Here is a 19,779-nt window from a genome sequence, read left to right as displayed (position 1 = left end):
GCGGTCCCGGGACCTTCGCGGCGCCGTCATCGCGGCCCGGATGACACCTGTCGCATACGATTCAGGAACAAGCCACGTTATGCGGCCATGTGGGGAGGCGTGCCATGGATGGCATCGCTGATATGGGCGGCACCCCGGGATGGGGTCCCGTCCGTCCGCCGAGGCGCGATGAACCGGTCTTCGAGGAGCCCTGGCAGGGCCGGGCCTTCGCGCTGGCCAGTCTCTCCGGCCGTATCGCCTTCGGCGGCGTCAACCTGGATGCCTTCCGGCACGCGCTCGAGCGCCTGGACCGCGCCGCCTACCTGGACGACGGCTACTACGGGCGCTGGCTGAACGGCGCGGAGCTGATGCTCACCGACAGTGCCGTGCTCGCGCCGGGCGCGGTCCACGCCCGCGCCCGCAACCTGCGGGGCGAAGGCGTGGAGGAGCCGCCGATCCCCGAGCCCGCGGTACCCGACTACGCGCCGAGCGCAGAGGGCTCGCTGCGCCCGGTGGACACCGCGCCCGCCTTCGCTGTCGGCGAGCGGGTGCGGACCAAGGCCATGTCGGTGCCCGGGCACACCCGGCTGCCGGGCTATGCACGGGGACACACCGGAATCGTCGAGGTCGTCCAGCCCGCCTTCGTACTGCCGGACACCAACGCCCACTTCCAGGGCGAGAACCCGCAGTACGTCTACTCGGTGCGCTTCGACTCACGCGAGCTGTGGGGCGCCGACGCCGAGCCCTTCGCGGTCACCGCCGAGCTGTTCGAGAACTACCTGGAGACCACCTCATGACCTCCACCGACGGCGGACCGGGCGAGGCCCCTGCCGTGGCCCTGCGCACCGAGGCGCTCGAGCAACTGCTCACCGAGCGGGGCCTGATCGACCCGAAGGCGATGAACGAGATCATCACCACCTACGAGACCAACGTGGGCCCGCTCAACGGCGCCAAGGTCGTCGCCAGGGCGTGGACCGACCCGGAGTACCGGCGGCGGCTGCTCCAGGACGGTACCGCGGCCATCGAGGAGCTCGGCTTCTCGGGGCGGCAGGGCGAGCACATCGTCGTTGTGGAGAACACCGCGACCACCCACCATGTGGTGGTGTGCACGCTGTGCTCCTGCTACCCGTGGCCGGTGCTCGGCCTGCCGCCGAGCTGGTACAAGGACCCCGCTTACCGCGCACGCGTGGTCAAGGAGCCCCGCACGGTGCTGTCCGAGATGGGTCTCGAACTCGAGGACGATGTACGGATCACCGTCCACGACTCCACCAGTGAGGTGCGCTGGCTGGTGCTGCCCGAGCGTCCGGCCGGCACCGAGCACCTCTCCGAGGAACAGCTCGTGCCGCTGGTGACCCGGGAGGCGATGGTCGGCGTGGCCAAGGTGGCGGCACCATGACCGCGCCACTGGACATCGAGGGCCCGGCCGCACCACCGCGCTCCAACGGCGAGTTGGTGTTCGCCGAACCCTGGGAGAGCCGCGCTTTTGGCATGGCCGTCAGCCTGTACGAGGCGGGCGCGTTCACCTGGCCGGAGTTCCAGGCCGCGCTGATCGCCCGGATCGCGGCCTGGGAGGCCGCGGCGGCACCCGACGAGCCGTATCACTACTACCGGCTCTGGCTGGCCGCCCTGGAGGACACGCTCGCCGGCCGGTGCGCCGTTTCAACGGACGAAGTCACCGCCCGCACCCTCGCCCTGGCGCAACGCCCCCCGGGCCACGACCACCGCGACGGCCACGACCACGAGCACCACCACGCCCGCTGACCCCGGCGGGGTGCCCTCGCAACGTGCCCTAGTCGCCGGTGGCGCCGTCGATCCGTTCGCGTATGAGGTCGGCGTGGCCGTTGTGGCGGGCGTACTCCTCGATCATGTGCAGATAGATCCAGCGCAGGTTGTAGTCCCCACGGCCGGGACGGGTGACGACATCGTCCAGGGAACGGCCCGCGGCGGCTTCCTTGGCCTTGGCGATCTCGTCCCGCCAGATGGCGAAGGCACTCTCCGCGGTGTCCCCGTCGGTGACGTGGAACTCCCCGTCCGGGTCCTCCTCGCTGTACCAGATCGGCGGCGTGTCCTCGTGGGCGAACACCCGCCGGAACCAGCTCCGCTCGACCTCGGCCATATGCCGTACGAGGCCGAGCAGGGTCAGTTCGGACGGCGGCGCCGACGCCTCGCGCAGCTGCTTGTCGTCCAGCCCCTCGCATTTGAGGGCGAGGGTCGCGCGGTGGAAGTCCAGCCACCCCTCCAGGCTGGTGCGTTCATCGGCGGTCCGGGGCGGTTCGGGGCGTTCTGTGGTCGTCATGGTGGTCATGATGGCGGTCCACTCGCCCGGCCCGCCACGCGTTATTCGTTCAGCATCCCGCGCATCAGCTCCGCGAAGCCGGTGCGCAGCGTCGCGCGGTCGGGTACGGCGTCGTGGTCGGCGCCCGCGGCGCAGCTGAACATCAGCCCCTCGCACCAGGCGACCAGCGACCGCGCGTGCCGCCGGGGCTCGGTGGAGCCCAGCGCCGTCATCATCGCTTCGAGGGGCTCCCGGAAGCCGCGCCCCGTCGCGTCGTAGAACTCCCGCAGCTCGGGTCGGCGGGTCGCCTCCAATGCGAGTTCGTAGCGGGCGATCAGCAGATCGCGCTGGGCGGTGAGCGAGCGGTGCAGGGCGAGCGAGAGCGCGTCGGCCAGCTCCGCGACCGGATCGCCCCCGTCCGGTGCCGCCTCGGCGGAGCGCGGCATCTCGTCCGGCGTCAGCACCTCCGCCTCCCGCTGGGCCAGCCGCCGGACCGCCGTCTTGAGCAGGGCGGCGCGGGTCCGGGCGTGGTTCGAGGTCGAGCCGAGCGGCAGCCCGGCCGCCTCGTCCACCGCACGGTGCGTCAGCCCCCGCATCCCGCGCTCGGCCAGCAGTCCCAGGGCGGTGTCGGCGATCAGCTCGGCACGGGAGGCGGCGGACGCGGACGTGGACGCGGCCGATGCGGAGGCGGCGGTTCGATCAGCGGTCATGGGGCCCAACCTAAGCCCATCCGCCGCCCGCACTACAAATGTAGTAACGTGATGAGTACTACACCTGTAGTTGCCTTGGAGGAGTCATGCAGCAGCCCCGTGCCGTCGTCATCGGTGCCGGAGTCGGCGGGCTCACCGCCGCCGCGGCCCTGCACCGCCGCGGCTGGTCCCTCACCGTCCTGGAGCGGGCCGCCCGCCTCGAGCCCGTCGGCGCCGGCATCTCGCTCGCCCCCAACTCCCAGCGCGCCCTGGACGCCATCGACCTCGGGGACGACGTCCGCGCGCTCGCCGCCTGGCAGGGCGGCGGCGGACTGCGCACCCCCGGCGGCCGCTGGCTCTCCCGGATGGACAGCGCGGCGACGGCCGAGCGCTTCGGCGGCCCGCTGGTCCTCCTCCACCGGGCCACCCTCATCGACCTGCTCGTCTCCCGGCTCCCCGAGGGCGTGGTCCGCACCGGGGCCGCCGCCCGGCTGGCCGACCCCGGCGGCGCCGGCCGCCCGGCCCGGGTCACCACCGAGGACGGCGCGTACGAGGCGGACCTCGTCATCGGCGCCGACGGCATCGACTCGGCCGTCCGCCAGACGCTCTTCCCCGACCACCCCGGGCCCCGCTACGCCGGATTCACCACCTGGCGGGTCGTCATCCCCGACCCCGGCCGGCCGTTCGAGCCCCATGAGACCTGGGGGAGGGGCCGGATCTGGGGCACCCAGCCGCTGGGGGACGGCCGGGTCTACGCCTACGCGGCGGCCGTCACCCCGCCCGGCGGCCACGCCCTCGACGACGAGAGGTCCGAACTGCTGCGGCTCTACGGCGACTGGCACCAACCCGTCCCCGACGTCCTCGCCGCCGCCGCGCCCCAGGACGTGCTGCGCCATGACATCCGGCACATGGCCGAGCCCCTGCCCGCCTACCACCGGGGCCGGGTCGCCCTCCTCGGTGACGCCGCCCACGCGATGGCCCCCACGATGGGGCAGGGCGGCAACCAGGCCATCGAGGACGCCGTCGTCCTCGCCCACCATCTGGCCCCCGACACAGCCCACCCCTCCGCCGCCCTGGCCGCCTACACCCGCGACCGGCTGCCCCGCACGATGGACGTGGTACGCCGCTCGGCACGCACCGCCCGCATGATCACCCTCACCAGCGCCCCGGCCGTCGCCCTCCGTGACACCGCGATCGCCGCCGTCGGCCGCCTCGTCCCCGGTCTGGCCCTCCGATCCTTCGACGGCATCGCCGACTGGCGTCCGCCCACCCGCACGTATCCTTCGGGGGGCACAGCTCCTTCGGGGGCACAGCGCACGGCATGACCGAGGATTGCGGGGAGCACATATGAGGGTCGGCTGCGTCGGGCTCGGCGACATCGCGCAGAAGGCGTATCTGCCCGTGCTCATGGCCCGCCCCGGCCTGGAGCCGCATCTGCAGACCCGTACCCCCGCCACCCTGCAGCGGGTCGCCGACACCTATCGCGTCCCGGACGCCCAGCGCCACGCCGACCTGGACTCGCTGCTCGCGGCCGGGCTCGACGCGGCCTTCGTGCACGCCCCGACCGACGCCCACGCCGACCTCGTCACCCGGCTGATCGAGGCCGGGGTGCCCACCTACGTCGACAAGCCGCTCGCGTACCACCTCGCCGACAGCGAGCGGATCGTGCGGCTCGCCGAGGAGCGCGGGGTGAGCCTGATGGTCGGCTTCAACCGGCGTTACGCGCCCGGCTACGCGCAGTGCCTGGACCATCCGCGCGATCTGATCCTGCTGCAGAAGAACCGCGTCGGCCTCGCCGAGGACCCGCGCACCCTGGTGCTGGACGACTTCATCCACGTCGTCGACACGCTGCGCTTCCTCGCGCCCGGGCCGGTGGACCACATCGATGTGCGCGCCAGGATCCGCGACGGGCTGATACACCATGTGCTGCTGCAGCTGTCCGGGGACGGATTCACCGCGCTCGGCGTGATGAACCGGATGAGCGGCTCCACCGAGGAGGTTCTGGAGGTCTCCGGCCAGGACACCAAGCGGCAGGTCCTCAACCTCGCCGAGGTCATCGACCACAAGGGCCAGCCGAGCGTGCGCCGCCGGGGCGACTGGGTGCCGGTGGCGCGGCAGCGCGGGATCGAGCAGATCACCGACGCCTTCCTGGACGCGGTGCGCTCCGGGCGGCGGATCGGCGCCGAGGACGCGCTGCGCACCCATGAGCTGTGCGAACGGGTCGTCAGGGACGGCCTGGAGTCGGCTGGTCTGTCCGCTGGTCCGTCGGCCGGTCCGTCCCCTGATCCGTCGGCCGGTCCGGCCGCCGTCTGAGGGCCCGGCCCCCCTCGGCGGCGCAGAAGATGGCGAGCGCCGCCATCGCCCCGTACACCGGCCAGGGCCCGATCCGCACATACGGGCTCGTGCCCTGCCCCAGCGGCACCGTGTAGACGGTGGCCGCGCTGGCGTCGGTGGACATCCGCGGCCCCACCGGCTCGCCGCGCGGCCCGAACACCGCGCTCTCCCCGGTCAGCGTGGCATGCACCATCGGCCGCCAGGTCTCGGCGGCGCGCAGCGCGGCCAGCGAGGCATGCTGCTCGGGCGCCCAGCTCCCCTGGAAGGTCGAGGTCGAGGACTGGACGACGAGCATCCGCGCCCCCTCCCGCGCCAGGGTCCGGCTCATGTCCGGGAACGCGGACTCGAAGCACACCAGCGGCCCGATCCGCAGGGAGCCCGGGAGGTTCATCACCACCGGCTCGGTGCCCCGGTGGCGGTCCTCACCGGCCGCCTTGCCCACCGAGGTGGCCCAGCCCAGCAGCGGCCGGGCCGGGACGTACTCCCCGAAGGGGACCAGCCGCATCTTGTCGTAGCGCTGGCCCGTCGGGCCGTCCGGCCCGATCAGCACCGAGCTCTTGTAGATCCCGGGCAGGTCGCTGCGGCGCGCGTCCACGTTGACCAGCAGATCCGCGCCGACCGTCCGGGACAGCTCGGCCAGCCGCCGGCGCACCTCCGGGTGGGTGGTCAGATCCTGGGCCACGCTGCTCTCGCCCCACACCACCAGGTCGACATGGCGGTCGGCCAGCTGCCGGGTCAGCTCCGCGCTGCGCTCGAAGCGCGGCCCCGGACCCTGGATGACCCCCGGCTGCACCACCGCGATCCGCGCCGTCCCCGGCTCCTTGGCCTGCGGCACCCAGGCCCACGCCGCGGCCGCCGCCGCGCCGCACGCGGTGAGCCCGGCCAGCGCCACCGTACGGGCCCGGGCCACCGCGATCAGCACGGCCACCGCGACGTTCACCGTGACCAGCAGAAAGCCGAGCAGCCATACCCCGCCCACCGAGGCCAGCCGCAGCGCGGGCGCCACCTGCCACTGGCTCGCGCCCAGCAGCCCCCATGGCCCGCCGAGATACTCCCAGGACCGCACCAGCTCGGCCATCAGCCAGGCGGACGGCAGCACCACCAGCGCCGCCGCCACCCGCCCGGAACCCGGGCGGCCGCGCAGCAGCCGGTGCGTCAGCCACCCCCAGGGCGCCCACAACAGCCCCAGCAGCAGCGCCAGTACCACGATGAACACATGCAGGCTCGGCATCAGCCAGTGGTGCGCCGCGAGCAGGAACCCGGCGCCGCCCAGCCAGCCGTCCAGTACCGCCCGGCGGCCGGTGGGTGCCGAGCGCACCAGCAGCAGCCAGGGCACCAGGGCGGCATACGCCCACCACCACAGCGAGGGCTCGGGAAAGGCCAGCGCGGGCAGCGCGCCCGCCAGCAGCGCCATCGCGCCGCGCCACCACGGGGAGGCGAGCCGCCGTCCCCACCGATCCCCGCCGCCGACCGGCCTGCGCACCTTCGACGCCCCCCTCCTGTTGGCCCAGGGCCAGTGTGCGGGAGTCAGCCGATCATGAATAGGGCGGGGGTGCGCCGGAGCGTGCTTCATGCCGCTTCCGGGAGGTCTTGTTCGGCCCAGATGAGCTTGCCGCCCTCGGTGTAGCGGGTCCCCCAGCGGCGGGTCAGCTGGGCGACGAGGAACAGCCCGCGGCCGCCCTCGTCGGTGGTGCGGGCGTGGCGCAGCCGCGGTGAGGTGCTGCTGGTGTCGGCGACCTCGCAGATCAGCACGTCGTGCCGGATCAGCCGCAGCCGGATGGGGCCGGTGCCATGGCGGATGGCGTTGGTGACCAGCTCGCTGACGATCAGTTCCGTGGTCGTCATCACCTCCTCCAGACCCCACTCGGCGAGCTGGCGCATCGCCAGGGAGCGGGCGCTGGCGACGACGGCCGGATCGCAGGGCAGGTCCCAGGAGACGACATGTCCGGTGCCCAGAGCGCGCGTACGGGCCAGCAGCAGGGCCACATCGTCGGTCTGCGGGGAGGTCAGCAGGGTGTCGACCACCATGGAGCAGAGCTCCTCCAGCGGCAGCGCGGCCTGGCCGACGGCATTGCTCAGCCGGCCGAGACCCACGTCGATGTCCTGGTCGCAGGTCTCGATGAGCCCGTCGGTGTAGAGGGCGATGAGGCTTCCGGCGGGCAGCGCCAGCTCCGCCGACTCGAACGGCAGCGACCCGAGGCCCAGCGGGGGACCGGCGGGCAGCGCGGGGAAGGAGACCTCCCCGGAGGGGTCCACGATCGCGGGGGTCGGGTGTCCCGCCCGCGCCATCGTGCACCGCTGGGTGACCGGGTCGTAGATCGCGTACAGACATGTGGCGCCGAGCACCGCGGCCGCCACGCCCTCCTGCCCGGTCTCCTCCTCGGTGAGCCGGATGACCAGGTCGTCGAGGTGGGCCAGCAACTCCTCCGGTGGCAGGTCCATATCGGCGAGCGTGTGCACGGCGGTGCGCAAACGCCCCATGGTGGCCGCGGCGTTGATGCCGTGCCCGACCACATCGCCGACCACCAGCGCCACCCGGGCACCGGACAGCGGGATCACATCGAACCAGTCGCCGCCGACTCCGTTGCGCGCGTCCGTGGGGAGATAGCGCGAGGCCACCTCGACGGCCTGGCCGCCGCTCAGGGCGTGCGGCAGCAGACTGCGCTGCAGGGCCAGCGCGGCGGCGTGCTCACGGCTGTAGCGGCGGGCGTTGTCGATGTTCAGCGCGGCCCGCGCGACCAGCTCCTCGGCGAGCAGCAGATCGTCCTCCTCGAACGGGTCCGGATGGCGGGAGCGGACGAACGAGGCCACGCCCAGGAGGGCGCCGCGCGCCCCGATCGGTGCCACCATCAGCGACCGCATCCCGAACTCGCGCACCTTCGCCGTCCGCGCCAGATCGTCCCCGGACCAGGCGCTGATGGAGCTGTCCATCACCGGGTCGAGCAGGGCCTCCCCGGAGAAGAAGCAGCAGGCGAAGGGTGACGTGGCGGAGATGGCGACCGCGTCCCCCGGCCTCGCGATGGACTCCGGACAGCCCTCCCGGATCGATGCCTGACCGGCGCGGCGGAAGGCGGGCAGGGTGTCGCCGGCGATCTCCATGGGCTCCTCGCCGCGCAGTACGGAGTCCAGCAGATCGACGGTCACGAAGTCGGCGAGCCGCGGCACCGCGAAGTCGGCCAGCTCCTGGGCGGTGCGCAGGACGTCCAGGGTGCTGCCGATGTGCGCGCTGGCCTCGTTGAGCAGCGCCAGCCGCTCCCGGGCCCGCCAGCGGTCGGTGACGTCGATGCCCATGTAGCACACGCCCACCGGACGGCCCTCGGCGTTGTCCAGGCGGAAGAAGGAGGTCGAGTACGCGTGCTCGCGGTGCGGATGGGCCATCGTCCAGCCCCGGTACTCGTAGTCGATCACCGGCCTGCCGGTCTTCAGCACCTGCCGCATCTGTGCTTCGAGCGCCTCGGTGTCCAGCCCGGGCAGGCACTCCGCCATCCGGCGCCCCATCCGCTGCTCGCGCGGCAGCCCGCCGTAGCGCTCCAGCGTGTCGTTCATCCACACATACCGCAGATCCGGGCTGAGCACGGCCATCCCGATCGGCGACCGGGTGAGGAACGCCTGGAGCAGCGAGCCACTGAGCGCCCAGGTCGGGACGGAGCCCACATCGATCCCGGAGACCAGCCAGCAGAGGTCGCCGCCCGGATTGCGCATCGCGCACACCCGCAGCCCCACCTCGATCCGGCGGCCGTCCCGGTGCCGGAGCCGCCCCAGGCCGCCCCAGCCGTCGTGCGCCTGGCACCACGAGCCGATGGCCTCGGCCTGCGCCGCGTCCTCGGGTGCCACCAGCAGCATCCTGGCCGGCTGCTTCATCGCGTCGGCCGCCGGATAGCCGAGAAGTCTCTCCGCCGCCGGGGTCCAGCCGATGATGATCCCCGTGGCGTCGATCAGCGCCGAGGCCGCATCCGCCATGTCGAACGGGACATGCGTCTCGGTCGGCGCGATTCCCTGGGGGATGGCCATCGCACCCGTCCCATCTGCGGATACATTTCTCTTAATACTATGACTTCTAGGCCTCCCCGGTGGTGAGCCGTGCGTCGACGAGTGCGCTGATCCCGCGCGCCTCGGCCGGCGGGAGCGGCTCTTCGGTCATACCTGGTTGCCCCACAGGGAGCGGTTGTCGACATTGGCCCGGGTCACCAGCGGGGCGGGCAGCTGATCCTCCAGATTGCCGCCGGGCAGCCGGACGATGGTGCTGTCGTGGCGGGTCGGCCCCACCTTGAAGGGTTTCTTGGCCATGGCCTGCTTGATATAGCGCATGGCGTAGGCGGCGTAGAGGTTCGCCGGCTGGGAGACGGTGGCGTCGATGAGGCCCTTGCGGATCGCGGTCAGCTCCTGCGGGACCCCGTCGTTGGAGACGATGGTGATGTGGCCGCGGCGGCCCACCGGGATCAGGGCATGGTGGCTCTGGAGGGTGCGCAGGGTGGGGGCCAGATAGACGCCGCCGGCCTGGAGGTAGATGCCCTTGATGCCGGGGTGGGCGCTGTAGAGGGCCTCCAGACCGGCCGCCGCCCTTTCCGCCTGCCAGGCCGCGGGGATGTCCAGGACCTTGATGTCCGGGTAGTGCCGCGCCATGCAGCGGTCGAAGGCGACCGTGCGGTCCTGGCCGTTGACCGAGGCCAGATCGCCCTGGATCTGCACCACCGTGCCCCGCCGCACGGCGCCGCCGAGGCTCCGGCACGCCTTGACGCCGTACGCGCGGTTGTCGGCCCGTACCACGATGGCGACCCTGCCCCGGTCGGGGGCCACATCGACGGCGACGACCGGGACGTGGGCGCGCTGGGCGGCGTTCAGACCGGGGCCGATGGCGGCGGAGTCGACCGGGGAGACGACCAGACCCTTGACCTCCTGGGCCAGCAGATTGTCGATGTCGGTGATCTGTTTGCTCGGTTGGTCATTGGAGTTGACCGTCGGCAGGATCCGCACGCCCGCCTTGGCGGCCTGCTTCGGGATGTCGTCGTTGTACGCCTCCCAGAAGAGCGAGGTCAGCAGCGGCAGCACCACGCCGACCCGGTCCGGGTCCGCTTCGCCGCCGCAGCCCGCGGCGGCCGGGCCGCACAGCAGGAGAAGGGCCGCGGTGGCGGTGGTGAGGCGGTGGCGCATGGTGCTCTCGGCTCCCTGAATCCGGCTCGGTGGAACGGTCTCGGACGCCGCGCCTTGGTCGTCGGCCGCGGGCTCAACGGTCTTCGGCGTTCGGGATGAATACCCCATATCAACACAGAACGGTCGGCAGGGAGGGGAAAGCCGACCCTTGACAACCCTCTGGTGTACGCCTGAGGATCACCGCGTGAACTTGTCAGACAGCCAGACAGGTGGTTCAGGGTTCGACCTCCCTCGCCGCATCAGCGCGATGGAAGCGGTCCTCACCCACCTCCGCGAGGCGATCGAGCGCGGCGACTACGCGGTGGGGGACAAACTCCCCTCCGAGGCGGAGCTGTGCCGTCGCCTGGAGGTCAGCCGGCCGGTGCTCCGCGAGGCCCTGCGGGCCCTGCAGACCATGGGGCTGACCGCCTCACGCACCGGCAAGGGCACCTTCGTCATCTCCAGCGGGCCGGTGGAGGACCCCACCTTCGGCGACTACGCCGCAAGTGACCTCCTGGAGGTGCGCCGGCACGTCGAGATCCCGGTGGCGGGCTACGCGGCGCTGCGCCGCTCCGCCGAGGACCTCGACCACCTGTCCCATCTGCTGGAGCGGATGGAGCGGGAGACCGACACCACCGCATGGGTGGCGATGGACACGCTGTTCCATCTCGCCGTCGCCCAGGCGGCCCGGAATCCGGTCTTCCGTCGGGTCATCGAGGAGATCCGCGATGCCCTGGCCCGGCAGTCGGCATTTCTCAACGAGCTCGGCGGCCGCCGTGAGCAGTCGAACCGAGAACACCGGGCGATCGTCGAGGCGCTCGCCGACGGGTCCGAGCACGACGCGGTGGAAGCGATGACCCACCACCTCGAACGCGTGGAGACCACCCTGACCTCAATCGTGCGGCCCGCCACGGCGGACGACCGGACGACAGTACCGACGGAAGGCGGACAGCAGGCGTGAGCGAGCAGTCCCTCCGGCAAGAAGACCGCCAACAGCAGCAGGCCGGGCACCCCGCGCATGTGGACGCGGGCGACGCCGGTTACAGCAAGTCCCTCAAGGCCCGGCATGTCAACATGATCGCCATCGGCGGCGCCATCGGCACCGGCCTCTTCCTCGGCGCCGGCGGGCGGCTCAAGGACGCCGGGCCGTCGCTGGCCGTGGCGTACGCGGTCTGCGGCATCTTCGCCTTCCTGGTGGTGCGCGCCCTGGGCGAGCTGGTGCTGCACCGGCCGTCCTCCGGCGCGTTCGTCTCCTACGCCCGTGAGTTCCTCGGCGAGAAGGGCGCCTTCGTTGCGGGCTGGATGTACTTCCTGAACTGGGCCACCACCGGGGTCGCCGACATCACGGCCGTGGCGACCTACACCCACTACTGGGGGATGTTCACCGACATCCCCCAGTGGGTGATCGCCCTGATCGCGCTCGCCGTGGTGCTGACGGTCAACCTGATCTCGGTGAAGATCTTCGGTGAGCTGGAGTTCTGGTTCGCGATCATCAAGGTCGGCGCGCTCGTCGTCTTCATGGCGATCGGCATCTTCCTGCTGGTCACCCGCGAGCAGGTGGCCGGTACCAGCACCGGGCCCAGCCTGATCACCGACCACGGTGGCGTCTTCCCGCACGGTGTGCTGCCGATGCTGCTGGTCATCCAGGGCGTCGTCTTCGCCTACGCCTCCGTGGAACTGGTCGGCGTGGCCGCCGGTGAGACCGAGAACCCCGAGAAGATCATGCCCAAGGCGATCAACTCCATCATGTGGCGCGTGGGCCTGTTCTACGTCGGCTCCGTGGTGCTGCTCTCGATGCTGCTGCCCTCCGACTCCTACTCGGGCGACCAGAGCCCCTTCGTCACCGTGCTGTCCAAGATCGGCGTCCCGGCGGCCGGCGGCGTGATGAACCTCGTCGTGCTCACCGCCGCGATGTCCAGCCTCAACTCCGGTCTCTACTCCACCGGCCGCATCCTGCGCTCGATGGCGATGTCCGGCTCCGCGCCCAAGTTCACCGGCGCCATGAGCCGTACCCAGGTGCCCTACGGAGGCATCCTCCTCACCGCCTTCTTCTGTGTGCTGGGCGTGGGGCTGAACTATGTGGTGCCGGACAAGGCGTTCGAGATCGTGCTCAACTTCGCCGCGATCGGCATCCTGTCGACCTGGGCCGTGATCATGCTCTGTCATCTGCTGTTCTGGCGGCGCGCCCAGGCCGGCCGGCTCACCCGCCCCGGTTACCGGCTTCCCGGCTCCCCGTACACCGAGATCGTCACCCTGGGCTTCCTGGCCTCCGTCCTCGTCCTGATGTGGGCGGACGGCGGACCCAGCCGACTCACCGTGATGGCGCTTCCGGCGATCCTGGCGGCGCTGGTCATCGGCTGGTTCGCGTCCCGCGGCCGGATGAAGGACCCCCGGTGAGGCCGTGCCGGTGAACCCACGCCGGTGAACCCCCACTGAGGAATCGTTTCTCCGCGCGGCCGAGGCCACCCCTCGGCCGCCCTGCCCCTCCACCACCTCCTGGAGGAATCCCACCCCGTGAACACCCCCGAGCACGAGAGCACCACCATGAACACCCCCCTCGGACGGACCCTCGACGCGACCCGCCGCACCCCGGCCGAGCCCCCCGCCCTCCGTGAACCCCGCCATGTGCCGCTCGCCCATGTCGTACGCGGCGGGGTCATCGAGGGCGTCCACCACGGCTCGGCCGTCGTCCTGGCCGCCGACGGCCGGGTCGCGTTCCAGGCCGGCGACATCGACGTGGCCTTCTACCCGCGCTCCGCGCTCAAGCCCGTCCAGGCCGTCGCCCTGCTGCGGGCCGGGCTGCCGCTGGACGGGGAGCTGCTGTCGCTCACCGCCGCCAGCCACTCCGGCCGACGGCGCCATCTGGACGGCGCGCGCCGCATCCTCGACCAGGCCGGGCTCACCGAGGCCGATCTGCGCAACGTCCCCGACCTGCCGTACGGCGCCGCCGAGCGCGACGCCTGGCTGCGGGACGGCGGCGAGCCCACCCGGCTCGCCCAGAACTGCTCCGGCAAGCACGCCGCGATGCTGCTCACCGCCCAGCTGCGCGGCTGGCCGCTGGCGGACTACCTGGACCCGGCCCATCCGCTGCAGCGGCTGATCGCCGGGACCGTGGAGGACCTCACCGGTCAGCGCGTCGCCCAGGTCTCCGTCGACGGCTGCGGCGCGCCGCTGTTCTCCGTCTCCCTGCGCGGCCTCGCGACGGCCGCCGCCCGGATCGCCTCGGGCGCCATGGACACCCCCGAGGGCCGGGTCGCGGCCGCCCTGCGCGCCCACCCGGACATGGCATCCGGCCCCGACCGCGACGTGGCCCGGCTGATGCGCGCCGTACCGGGCCTGATCGCCAAGGACGGCTTCGAGGGCGTACAGATCGCGGCGCTGCCCGACGGCCGGGCCGTCGCCGTGAAGATCGCCGACGGCGCGGACCGCGCCCGGATGCCGGTGACCGCCGCGGCCCTCGCCCACTGCGGGATCGACCCCGGTGTGCTCACCGAATTCGCCACCACGCCGGTGTACGGCGGCGGAGTGACCGTCGGCGGTGTGCACCCCACCGACGCCCTCGCCCCGCCCACCGCCTGACCCTCCCGCCCTCCCCGAGGAACCAAGGAAGACCGCACGCCATGACTGCCACCGGCCATCGCCGCGAACACGATCTGCTCGGCGACCGCGACGTCCCCGCCGACGCCTACTGGGGCATCCACACCCTGCGCGCCGGCGAGAACTTCCCCATCACCGGCACCTCCATCTCCGCCTATCCGCACCTGATCAGGGCACTGGCCGCGGTCAAGGAGGCCGCCGCCCGCGCCAATGAGGACCTCGGGCTGCTCACCACGCGGAAGGCGGACGCCATCGCGGCCGCCTGCCAGGAGATACGCCGGGGCGCCCTGCACGACCAGTTCATCGTCGACGTGATCCAGGGCGGCGCCGGGACCTCGACCAACATGAACGCCAACGAGGTGATCGCCAACCGGGCGCTGGAGCTCCTCGGCCAGGAGAAGGGCGACTACGCCCACCTCCACCCCAACGAGGACGTCAACCTCAGCCAGTCCACCAACGACGTCTACCCGACCGCCGTCAACGTCTCCACGATCATCGCCGTCCGTGAGCTCCACACGGCCATGGAGACGCTGCGCCAGGCGTTCGCCGCCAAGGCCGAGGAGTTCCGCGACGTCCTCAAGATGGGGCGCACCCAGCTGCAGGACGCGGTGCCCATGACGCTGGGCCAGGAGTTCTCGGCGTACGCCGTGATGCTGGAGGAGGACCAGAGCCGGCTGCTGGAGGCCGCCACTTTGGTGCATGAGATCAACCTCGGGGCGACCGCCATCGGCACTGGCCTCAACGCCCCCAAGGGCTACGCCGAGGCCGCCCGCCACCACCTCGAGAACATCACCGGACTGCCGCTGGTCACCGCCGCCAACCTGGTCGAGGCCACGCAGGACTGCGGAGCCTTCGTCCATCTGTCAGGTGTCCTCAAGCGCATCGCCGTCAAGCTCTCCAAGAGCTGCAACGACCTGCGGCTGCTCTCCTCGGGCCCGCGGGCCGGGCTCAACGAGATCAACCTGCCCCCGGTGCAGGCCGGTTCCAGCATCATGCCGGGGAAGGTCAACCCGGTGATCCCCGAGGTGGTCAACCAGGTCGCCTTCGAGGTGATCGGCAACGACGTCGCCATCACGATGGCCGCCGAGGCCGGACAGCTCCAGCTCAACGCCTTCGAGCCGATCATCCTGCACTCCCTCTCCGAGAGCGTCACCCATCTGCGCGCCGCCTGCCTGGTGCTGGCCGAGCGCTGCGTCGCGGGCATCACCGCCAACACCGAGCGGCTGCGCACCTCCGTGGAGAACTCCATCGGCCTGGTCACCGCGCTCAACCCGTACATCGGTTACAGCGCGGCCACCAGTATCGCCAAGGAGGCGCTCGCCACGGGGCGCGGCGTGGCCGAACTCGTCCTGGAGAAGGGCCTGCTGCCGGCCGACCGGCTGGCCCAGGTGCTGCGCCCCGAGGAGATCGCGGGGAGTCGCTCTCTTTGATGCTCGGTTCGCCTCCGGGCGCTCGGGTCTTCCGGTCGGGGCACCGCCCAGCGGTAGCTGGGGTAGCCGAAGGGCGCCGTATGGCTCCCGGGCGCTCGGGTCTTCCGGTCGGGGGCACCTCCCAGCGGTACTGGGGGCGAGCCGAAGGGGCGCATCGCTGTCGAAAGGGAGTCGCGCGCAGGGAGCGAGGGCCGCAATCGATATGCGGCTCCGCCACGTGGGCGACCGAGCACGTCGACCGTCGACAGCGACTTTTGCGCCCCGGCGGCCAACCGAGCCTCAAAAAGAATGGCGGCGTAGCCGCGCGATGGCGGGGGCCGAGCTGAAGGGGAGCAGATCGGTGGGGTGGTCCGGGCTCGCCACGTCGATGCGGACGCTGTCGGCGATCCGGTAGGGGCGGTGCGCCAGCACCGCCCCGAGGCGCCCGCGCAGCCGGGACATCGCGGCCCGTACGGTCACCGTCCGCGTCGGGTCCCCGAACAGGTCCTCGGCCAGCTGCGCGGCCGTACGCCCCTCGGGGTGCGCGGCGAGCAGCAGCAGCACCTCGGCCTGGCGGGCGCTGAGTTCATGCGTCCAGGCGCCCGACGGGCCCGAGAAGGTCAGGGTCCAGCGGTGCGGATGGCGTACGTCCAGCAGCAGATCGCCCCAGCCGGCCGGACTGCCTCCCTCGGCGGGCTCGCCGTCCAGTACCCGCAGCAGATGGCCGCCGGGCAGCGGCTCCACCGCGCACGCGCCGAGCGCCGGCAGCCAGACCGGTCCGTCGTACGGCGCCTTCGGCAGCAACAGCCGGCGCTCGCGCGGGGTCACCCCGGTGACCCCGGCGATCCAGCCGTGGTGATCGACCACGACGGCCTTTCCGCGGATCCGCGCCAGGAGCGGGGCGGCGACGGCGCGCAGGCCCTCCAGATCCCGGCTGTGGGCGAGGCGCAGTTCGCCCTCGGCCCACCGGGCGGTCGCGGTGACCAGGGAGAGCACCGTCGGATGGGCGGTCCCGGCGGGGCCGCTGACGTCGATGACGCCCAGCAGCCGTCCGTCCCGCGGGTCATGGACGGGGGCGGCGGCACAGCTCCAGGTGTGGAAGGCGCTCACGAAATGCTCCGCGGAATGCACCCGTACGGGGGACTTCACGGCCAGGGCGGTGCCGATTCCGCTGGTCCCGGCGACGTCCTCGGCCCAGTGCGAACCCTCCACGAGCGCGATGCCGTCAGCCTGCCGGCGGACGCCCCGATGGCCGTCGAGCCACAGGATCCGGCCCTCCGCATCGGCGATGATCATGATGTGGCCGGCCGCCTCCGCCGCCTCCAACAGCCCGTTGTGCAGGGTGGGCAGCACCTCGGCCAGCCGGGTCTGCCGCCTCCGCAGCTCCAGCTCGTCCAGACCCAGCGGCCGCGGGGCGCGGCCGCGATCCGGGTCGAGGCCCAGGCGCAGCATCCGGTCCCAGGAGGCGCCGATCACGGGGCGGGCGGGCAGCGGAAGCCGTCCCCGGCTCAGCGCCGCCTCGCGGATCACCGCCATGAGACGGGCCGATTCGGCGGGGCTCAGCGCGGCCAGGGGACCGGCGTCGCGTGGGTGTTGGGAACGCATGGATGGCAGCCTTCAGCCTCTGCTGAGCGGGGCTTCGTTGCTCCGCGATTGTAGTGAAGCCGTGCGGCGGGGGCTGCTGTGCGAAGCCGTCCGGTGGCGGCCGCTGTCGTGAAGCCCGGGCTATCGGCCCCACGGGACGCTCCTACAGCGTGGGCACGGCCAGCTCGGCCCAGATGGTCTTGCCGGTGGTGGTCTGCCGGGTGCCCCAGCTCTCGGTCAGCTGGGCCACCAGCAGCAGTCCGCGGCCGTCCTCGTCGAAGGCGCGGGCCCGGCGCAGATGCGGTGAGGTACCGCTGCTGTCGGAGACCTCGCAGATCAGCGCCCGGTCATGGATCAGGCGCAGCCTGATGGGCGGCGTGGCATGCCGGATGGCGTTGGTGACCAGCTCGCTGACCACCAACTCCATGGTGGAGGCGGCCTCCTCGAAACCCCATGCGGCCAGCCGTTCGGCGGCGTCCCGGCGGGCCCGGGCCACCACGGCCGGGTCGTTCGGCAGCTCCCAGGTGGCCACGTGGTCCGCGCCCAGCCCCCGGGTGCGGGCCAGGAGCAGGGCGACGTCATCGGTGGGATGGCCCGGAAGCAGCTTGGCCAGCACCGTCCGGCACAGGCCGTCCAGCGACCCGGCGGGCCGGGCGAGCGTGCGGCGCAGTGTGTCGATCGCCTTGTCGACGTCCTGGCCGCGGGCCTCGATCAGACCGTCGGTGTAGAGGGCCAGCAGGCTGCCCTCCGGCAGTTCGAGGTCGACCGCCTCGAACGGCAGGCTCCCCAGCCCCAGCGGCGGCCCGCTGGGCAGGTCGAGGAGGGTGGCGGTGCCGTCGGGCGTGACCAGCACGGGGGGCGGATGACCGGCTCGAGCCAGGGAGCAGCGGCGGGAGACCGGGTCGTAGACCGCGTACAGACAGGTGGCGCCGAGCTGTGCGTAGGCCGCCTCCGCCGCGTCCGGATCGCCGGCGCCGCTCTCCGACTCGGCGGTGAGATGGTTGATCAGATCGTCCAGATGGGTGAGCAGCTCATCGGGGGCGAGATCGACGTCGGCGAGGGTGCGCACCGCCGTCCGCAGCCGCCCCATGGCCGCCGACGCCCGGACGCCATGGCCCACCACATCGCCGACGACCAGGGCGACCCGCGCGCCCGCCAGCCGGATGACGTCGAACCAGTCGCCGCCCACCCCGGACCGGGAGTCGGCCGGCCGATAGCTGGACGCGAGCTCCACCGCGGCGCTCGGGGGCAGGGTGCGCGGCAGCAGACTGCGCTGCAGGGCCAGCGCGGTGTGCCGCTCATGGGTGTACCGCCGGGCGTTGTCGACGCAGACGGCGGCCCTGGCCGTCATCTCCTCGGCGAGCAGCAGATCGTCGTGCTCGAACGGCTCGGGGCGGCGGTGCCGGGAGAAGTTGGCCACGCCGAGGGTGATGCCGCGCGCCCGCAGGGGAACGGCCATCGTCGAATGGAACCCGAACCGGCGGACCATGGCGGCCCGGTCCGGGTCCTCGTCGGCCCACCGGGCGACGGGGTCGGTCTCCCGGTGCAGCATCGGCCGCTCGGCCTTCAGGCACTCGGCCGCGGGGGAGAAATCGGGGTAGGCGGCCACCTGCCCCGGCCGCAGCACGGCCTCCGGGCAGCCCGCGAAGACCGACTGGGCGGCGACCCGGCGCAGCAGCACATGGTCGCCCGGCGAGCCGGGGCGCGGTTCGCCCCCGTCGTGCACGGTGGGCAGCAGATCGACCGTCACGAAGTCGGCGAGCGCCGGGACGGCCACCTCGGCCAGCTCCTGCGCGGTGCGGTCGATGTCCAGCGTGCTGCCGATCCGGACGCTGGCCTCGTTGAGCAGCGTCAGCCGCTGCCGGGCGGTCCGCGAACCGGTCGTGTCATGAGAGGACAGGATCACGCCCGCCACCCGGCCCTCGTCGTCGAGCAGCGGGGCGATGACGACGGACCAGGCGAGGGGGCGGGGGTGGCCGGGTATGGGCGTGGTCAGATCCAGGCCCCGCTGCTCGCCCGTCTCCAGCACCCGCCGCATCGTCCGCTCGGCCGCCTCGGTTTCGGGGCCGGGCAGGAGCTCCGGCAACCGCAGCCCGCGCATCTCCTCCTGGTCCAGGCCCATCACCCGCTGCAGGTCGTGATTGGCCCAGCGCAGCCGTAGCCCGGGGTCGTAGACCGCCATCGTGCAGAGCCCCTGGAGGAAGGCGCGCCGCACCAGCTCCTCGTCGTCGACGGCGTGCACGCGGCGCGGTACGGCGGAGACGACCAGCCACTCGGGGGGCCCGGCGGCCGAGGTGCGGTGGTGCGCCAGCAGCCCCAGCTCCACGGTGGAGCCATCGCGGCGCAGCAGGGTGGCCCGCCCGCTCAGCCGGGCGGGCGGGGCGGGGGAGCGCAGCGCGGCCAGCACCTCGGCGCGGGCGGGCGAGGCGTCGTGGAGCAGATCGGCCGCGGGCCTGCCCACGATCTCGGCGGGGCGGTAACCGAGCAGCCCGCGGGCCGCCTCGTTCCACTGGGTGACGATGCCGTGCCCGTCGACCGTGGCCTTGGCGGTGGCCCCCTTGCCGGGGAGATCGTCCGACCGGACGGACCGCTCGTCCCGCGGGGTGTCCGGTCGCGTCATGGTGTCATCACCCTTGCCCGGGTCGTCCGCCATGAGTGCGTGTGCGAGGTGGCGGCTCCACCGTGGCGCCCCTGGCGGAGAGTGAACCAATGGTCGCGCCTTCAAGTATGCCCACGGTGAGAGGAGTCGGCACACGCTGCGCGGCGTGCGGATCACGGTCGG

General features: G+C 72.5%; 16 protein-coding genes. 9 read left to right on the top strand and 7 right to left on the bottom strand.

Features of this window, described 5'->3' with window-relative positions; all coding sequences use genetic code 11:
- Positions 1–104: 104 nt before the first annotated feature.
- The 3 genes from nthB to ACFYOY_RS25300 are packed head-to-tail and all read left to right on the top strand — an operon-like array spanning position 105 to position 1,740.
- Complete coding sequence (nthB, locus tag ACFYOY_RS25310) at positions 105–776, top strand: nitrile hydratase subunit beta (RefSeq protein ID WP_388589726.1); 672 nt, start codon at positions 105–107, stop codon at positions 774–776.
- Positions 773–1,375 (top strand): nitrile hydratase subunit alpha, encoded by a 603-nt coding sequence (nthA, locus tag ACFYOY_RS25305; protein ID WP_388589723.1) that lies wholly within the window; start codon positions 773–775, stop codon positions 1,373–1,375. The genes nthB and nthA overlap by 4 nt, the downstream gene beginning before the upstream one ends.
- Complete coding sequence (locus ACFYOY_RS25300; protein WP_388589721.1) at positions 1,372–1,740, top strand: nitrile hydratase accessory protein; 369 nt, start codon at positions 1,372–1,374, stop codon at positions 1,738–1,740. Before nthA ends, ACFYOY_RS25300 begins: the two co-directional genes overlap by 4 nt.
- Before the next feature lie 28 nt (positions 1,741–1,768).
- On the opposite strand, the gene ACFYOY_RS25295 is transcribed toward ACFYOY_RS25300, so the two are convergent.
- Both ACFYOY_RS25295 and ACFYOY_RS25290 read right to left on the bottom strand, forming a co-directional pair.
- A complete protein-coding gene (locus tag ACFYOY_RS25295) occupies positions 1,769–2,275 on the bottom strand; it encodes a DinB family protein (protein ID WP_351888388.1) in 507 nt (168 codons plus the stop codon).
- 41 nt (positions 2,276–2,316) lie between these two features.
- Entirely contained in the window at positions 2,317–2,964 is a 648-nt protein-coding gene (locus ACFYOY_RS25290; RefSeq protein ID WP_351888385.1) for a TetR/AcrR family transcriptional regulator, read from the bottom strand.
- A gap of 86 nt (positions 2,965–3,050) precedes the next feature.
- Here ACFYOY_RS25290 and ACFYOY_RS25285 point away from each other — a divergent pair, with 86 nt between their 5' ends.
- Entirely contained in the window at positions 3,051–4,268 is a 1,218-nt protein-coding gene (locus ACFYOY_RS25285; RefSeq protein ID WP_388589717.1) for an FAD-dependent monooxygenase, read from the top strand.
- Positions 4,269–4,290: 22 nt separating this feature from the next.
- A complete protein-coding gene (locus ACFYOY_RS25280) occupies positions 4,291–5,256 on the top strand; it encodes a Gfo/Idh/MocA family oxidoreductase (protein WP_351888379.1) in 966 nt (321 codons plus the stop codon).
- On the opposite strand, the gene lnt is transcribed toward ACFYOY_RS25280, so the two are convergent.
- The 3 genes from lnt to ACFYOY_RS25265 form a co-directional block, all read right to left on the bottom strand.
- Complete coding sequence (lnt, locus tag ACFYOY_RS25275) at positions 5,168–6,691, bottom strand: apolipoprotein N-acyltransferase (RefSeq protein ID WP_388589879.1); 1,524 nt, start codon at positions 6,689–6,691, stop codon at positions 5,168–5,170. The genes ACFYOY_RS25280 and lnt overlap by 89 nt on opposite strands.
- A gap of 155 nt (positions 6,692–6,846) precedes the next feature.
- A complete protein-coding gene (locus tag ACFYOY_RS25270) occupies positions 6,847–9,288 on the bottom strand; it encodes a SpoIIE family protein phosphatase (RefSeq protein ID WP_351888376.1) in 2,442 nt (813 codons plus the stop codon).
- Between the two features lie 126 nt (positions 9,289–9,414).
- The gene (locus ACFYOY_RS25265; RefSeq protein WP_351888373.1) at positions 9,415–10,428 is read right to left on the bottom strand and encodes a sugar ABC transporter substrate-binding protein; all 1,014 of its coding nucleotides are present in this window, start codon (positions 10,426–10,428) and stop codon (positions 9,415–9,417) included.
- Positions 10,429–10,612: 184 nt separating this feature from the next.
- Here ACFYOY_RS25265 and ACFYOY_RS25260 point away from each other — a divergent pair, with 184 nt between their 5' ends.
- The 4 genes from ACFYOY_RS25260 to aspA all read left to right on the top strand — a co-directional run bounded on the left by ACFYOY_RS25260 (position 10,613) and on the right by aspA (position 15,434).
- Positions 10,613–11,368, top strand: coding sequence for a FadR/GntR family transcriptional regulator (locus ACFYOY_RS25260; protein WP_351888370.1), 756 nt, complete (start codon positions 10,613–10,615; stop codon positions 11,366–11,368).
- Positions 11,365–12,804: an amino acid permease gene (locus ACFYOY_RS25255; protein WP_351888367.1), complete on the top strand. Its 1,440-nt coding sequence runs from the start codon at positions 11,365–11,367 to the stop codon at positions 12,802–12,804. Before ACFYOY_RS25260 ends, ACFYOY_RS25255 begins: the two co-directional genes overlap by 4 nt.
- 147 nt (positions 12,805–12,951) lie before the next feature.
- Positions 12,952–13,986 (top strand): asparaginase, encoded by a 1,035-nt coding sequence (locus tag ACFYOY_RS25250; RefSeq protein ID WP_351888679.1) that lies wholly within the window; start codon positions 12,952–12,954, stop codon positions 13,984–13,986.
- Between the two features lie 41 nt (positions 13,987–14,027).
- Positions 14,028–15,434 (top strand): aspartate ammonia-lyase, encoded by a 1,407-nt coding sequence (aspA, locus tag ACFYOY_RS25245; protein ID WP_351888364.1) that lies wholly within the window; start codon positions 14,028–14,030, stop codon positions 15,432–15,434.
- Between the two features lie 279 nt (positions 15,435–15,713).
- Here aspA and ACFYOY_RS25240 read toward each other — a convergent pair whose 3' ends face one another.
- Positions 15,714–17,018: a GAF domain-containing protein gene (locus ACFYOY_RS25240; RefSeq protein ID WP_388589712.1), complete on the bottom strand. Its 1,305-nt coding sequence runs from the start codon at positions 17,016–17,018 to the stop codon at positions 15,714–15,716.
- A gap of 142 nt (positions 17,019–17,160) precedes the next feature.
- A complete protein-coding gene (locus ACFYOY_RS25235) occupies positions 17,161–19,617 on the bottom strand; it encodes a SpoIIE family protein phosphatase (RefSeq protein ID WP_351888357.1) in 2,457 nt (818 codons plus the stop codon).
- Positions 19,618–19,779: the final 162 nt, after the last annotated feature.

Source organism: Streptomyces sp. NPDC007875 (genome assembly GCF_042868035.1).
Taxonomy (GTDB): Bacteria; Actinomycetota; Actinomycetes; order Streptomycetales; family Streptomycetaceae; genus Streptomyces; species Streptomyces antimycoticus.
The sequence above is the reverse complement of the archived record's forward strand: the minus strand, read 5'-3'. Positions and strand labels throughout refer to the sequence as shown.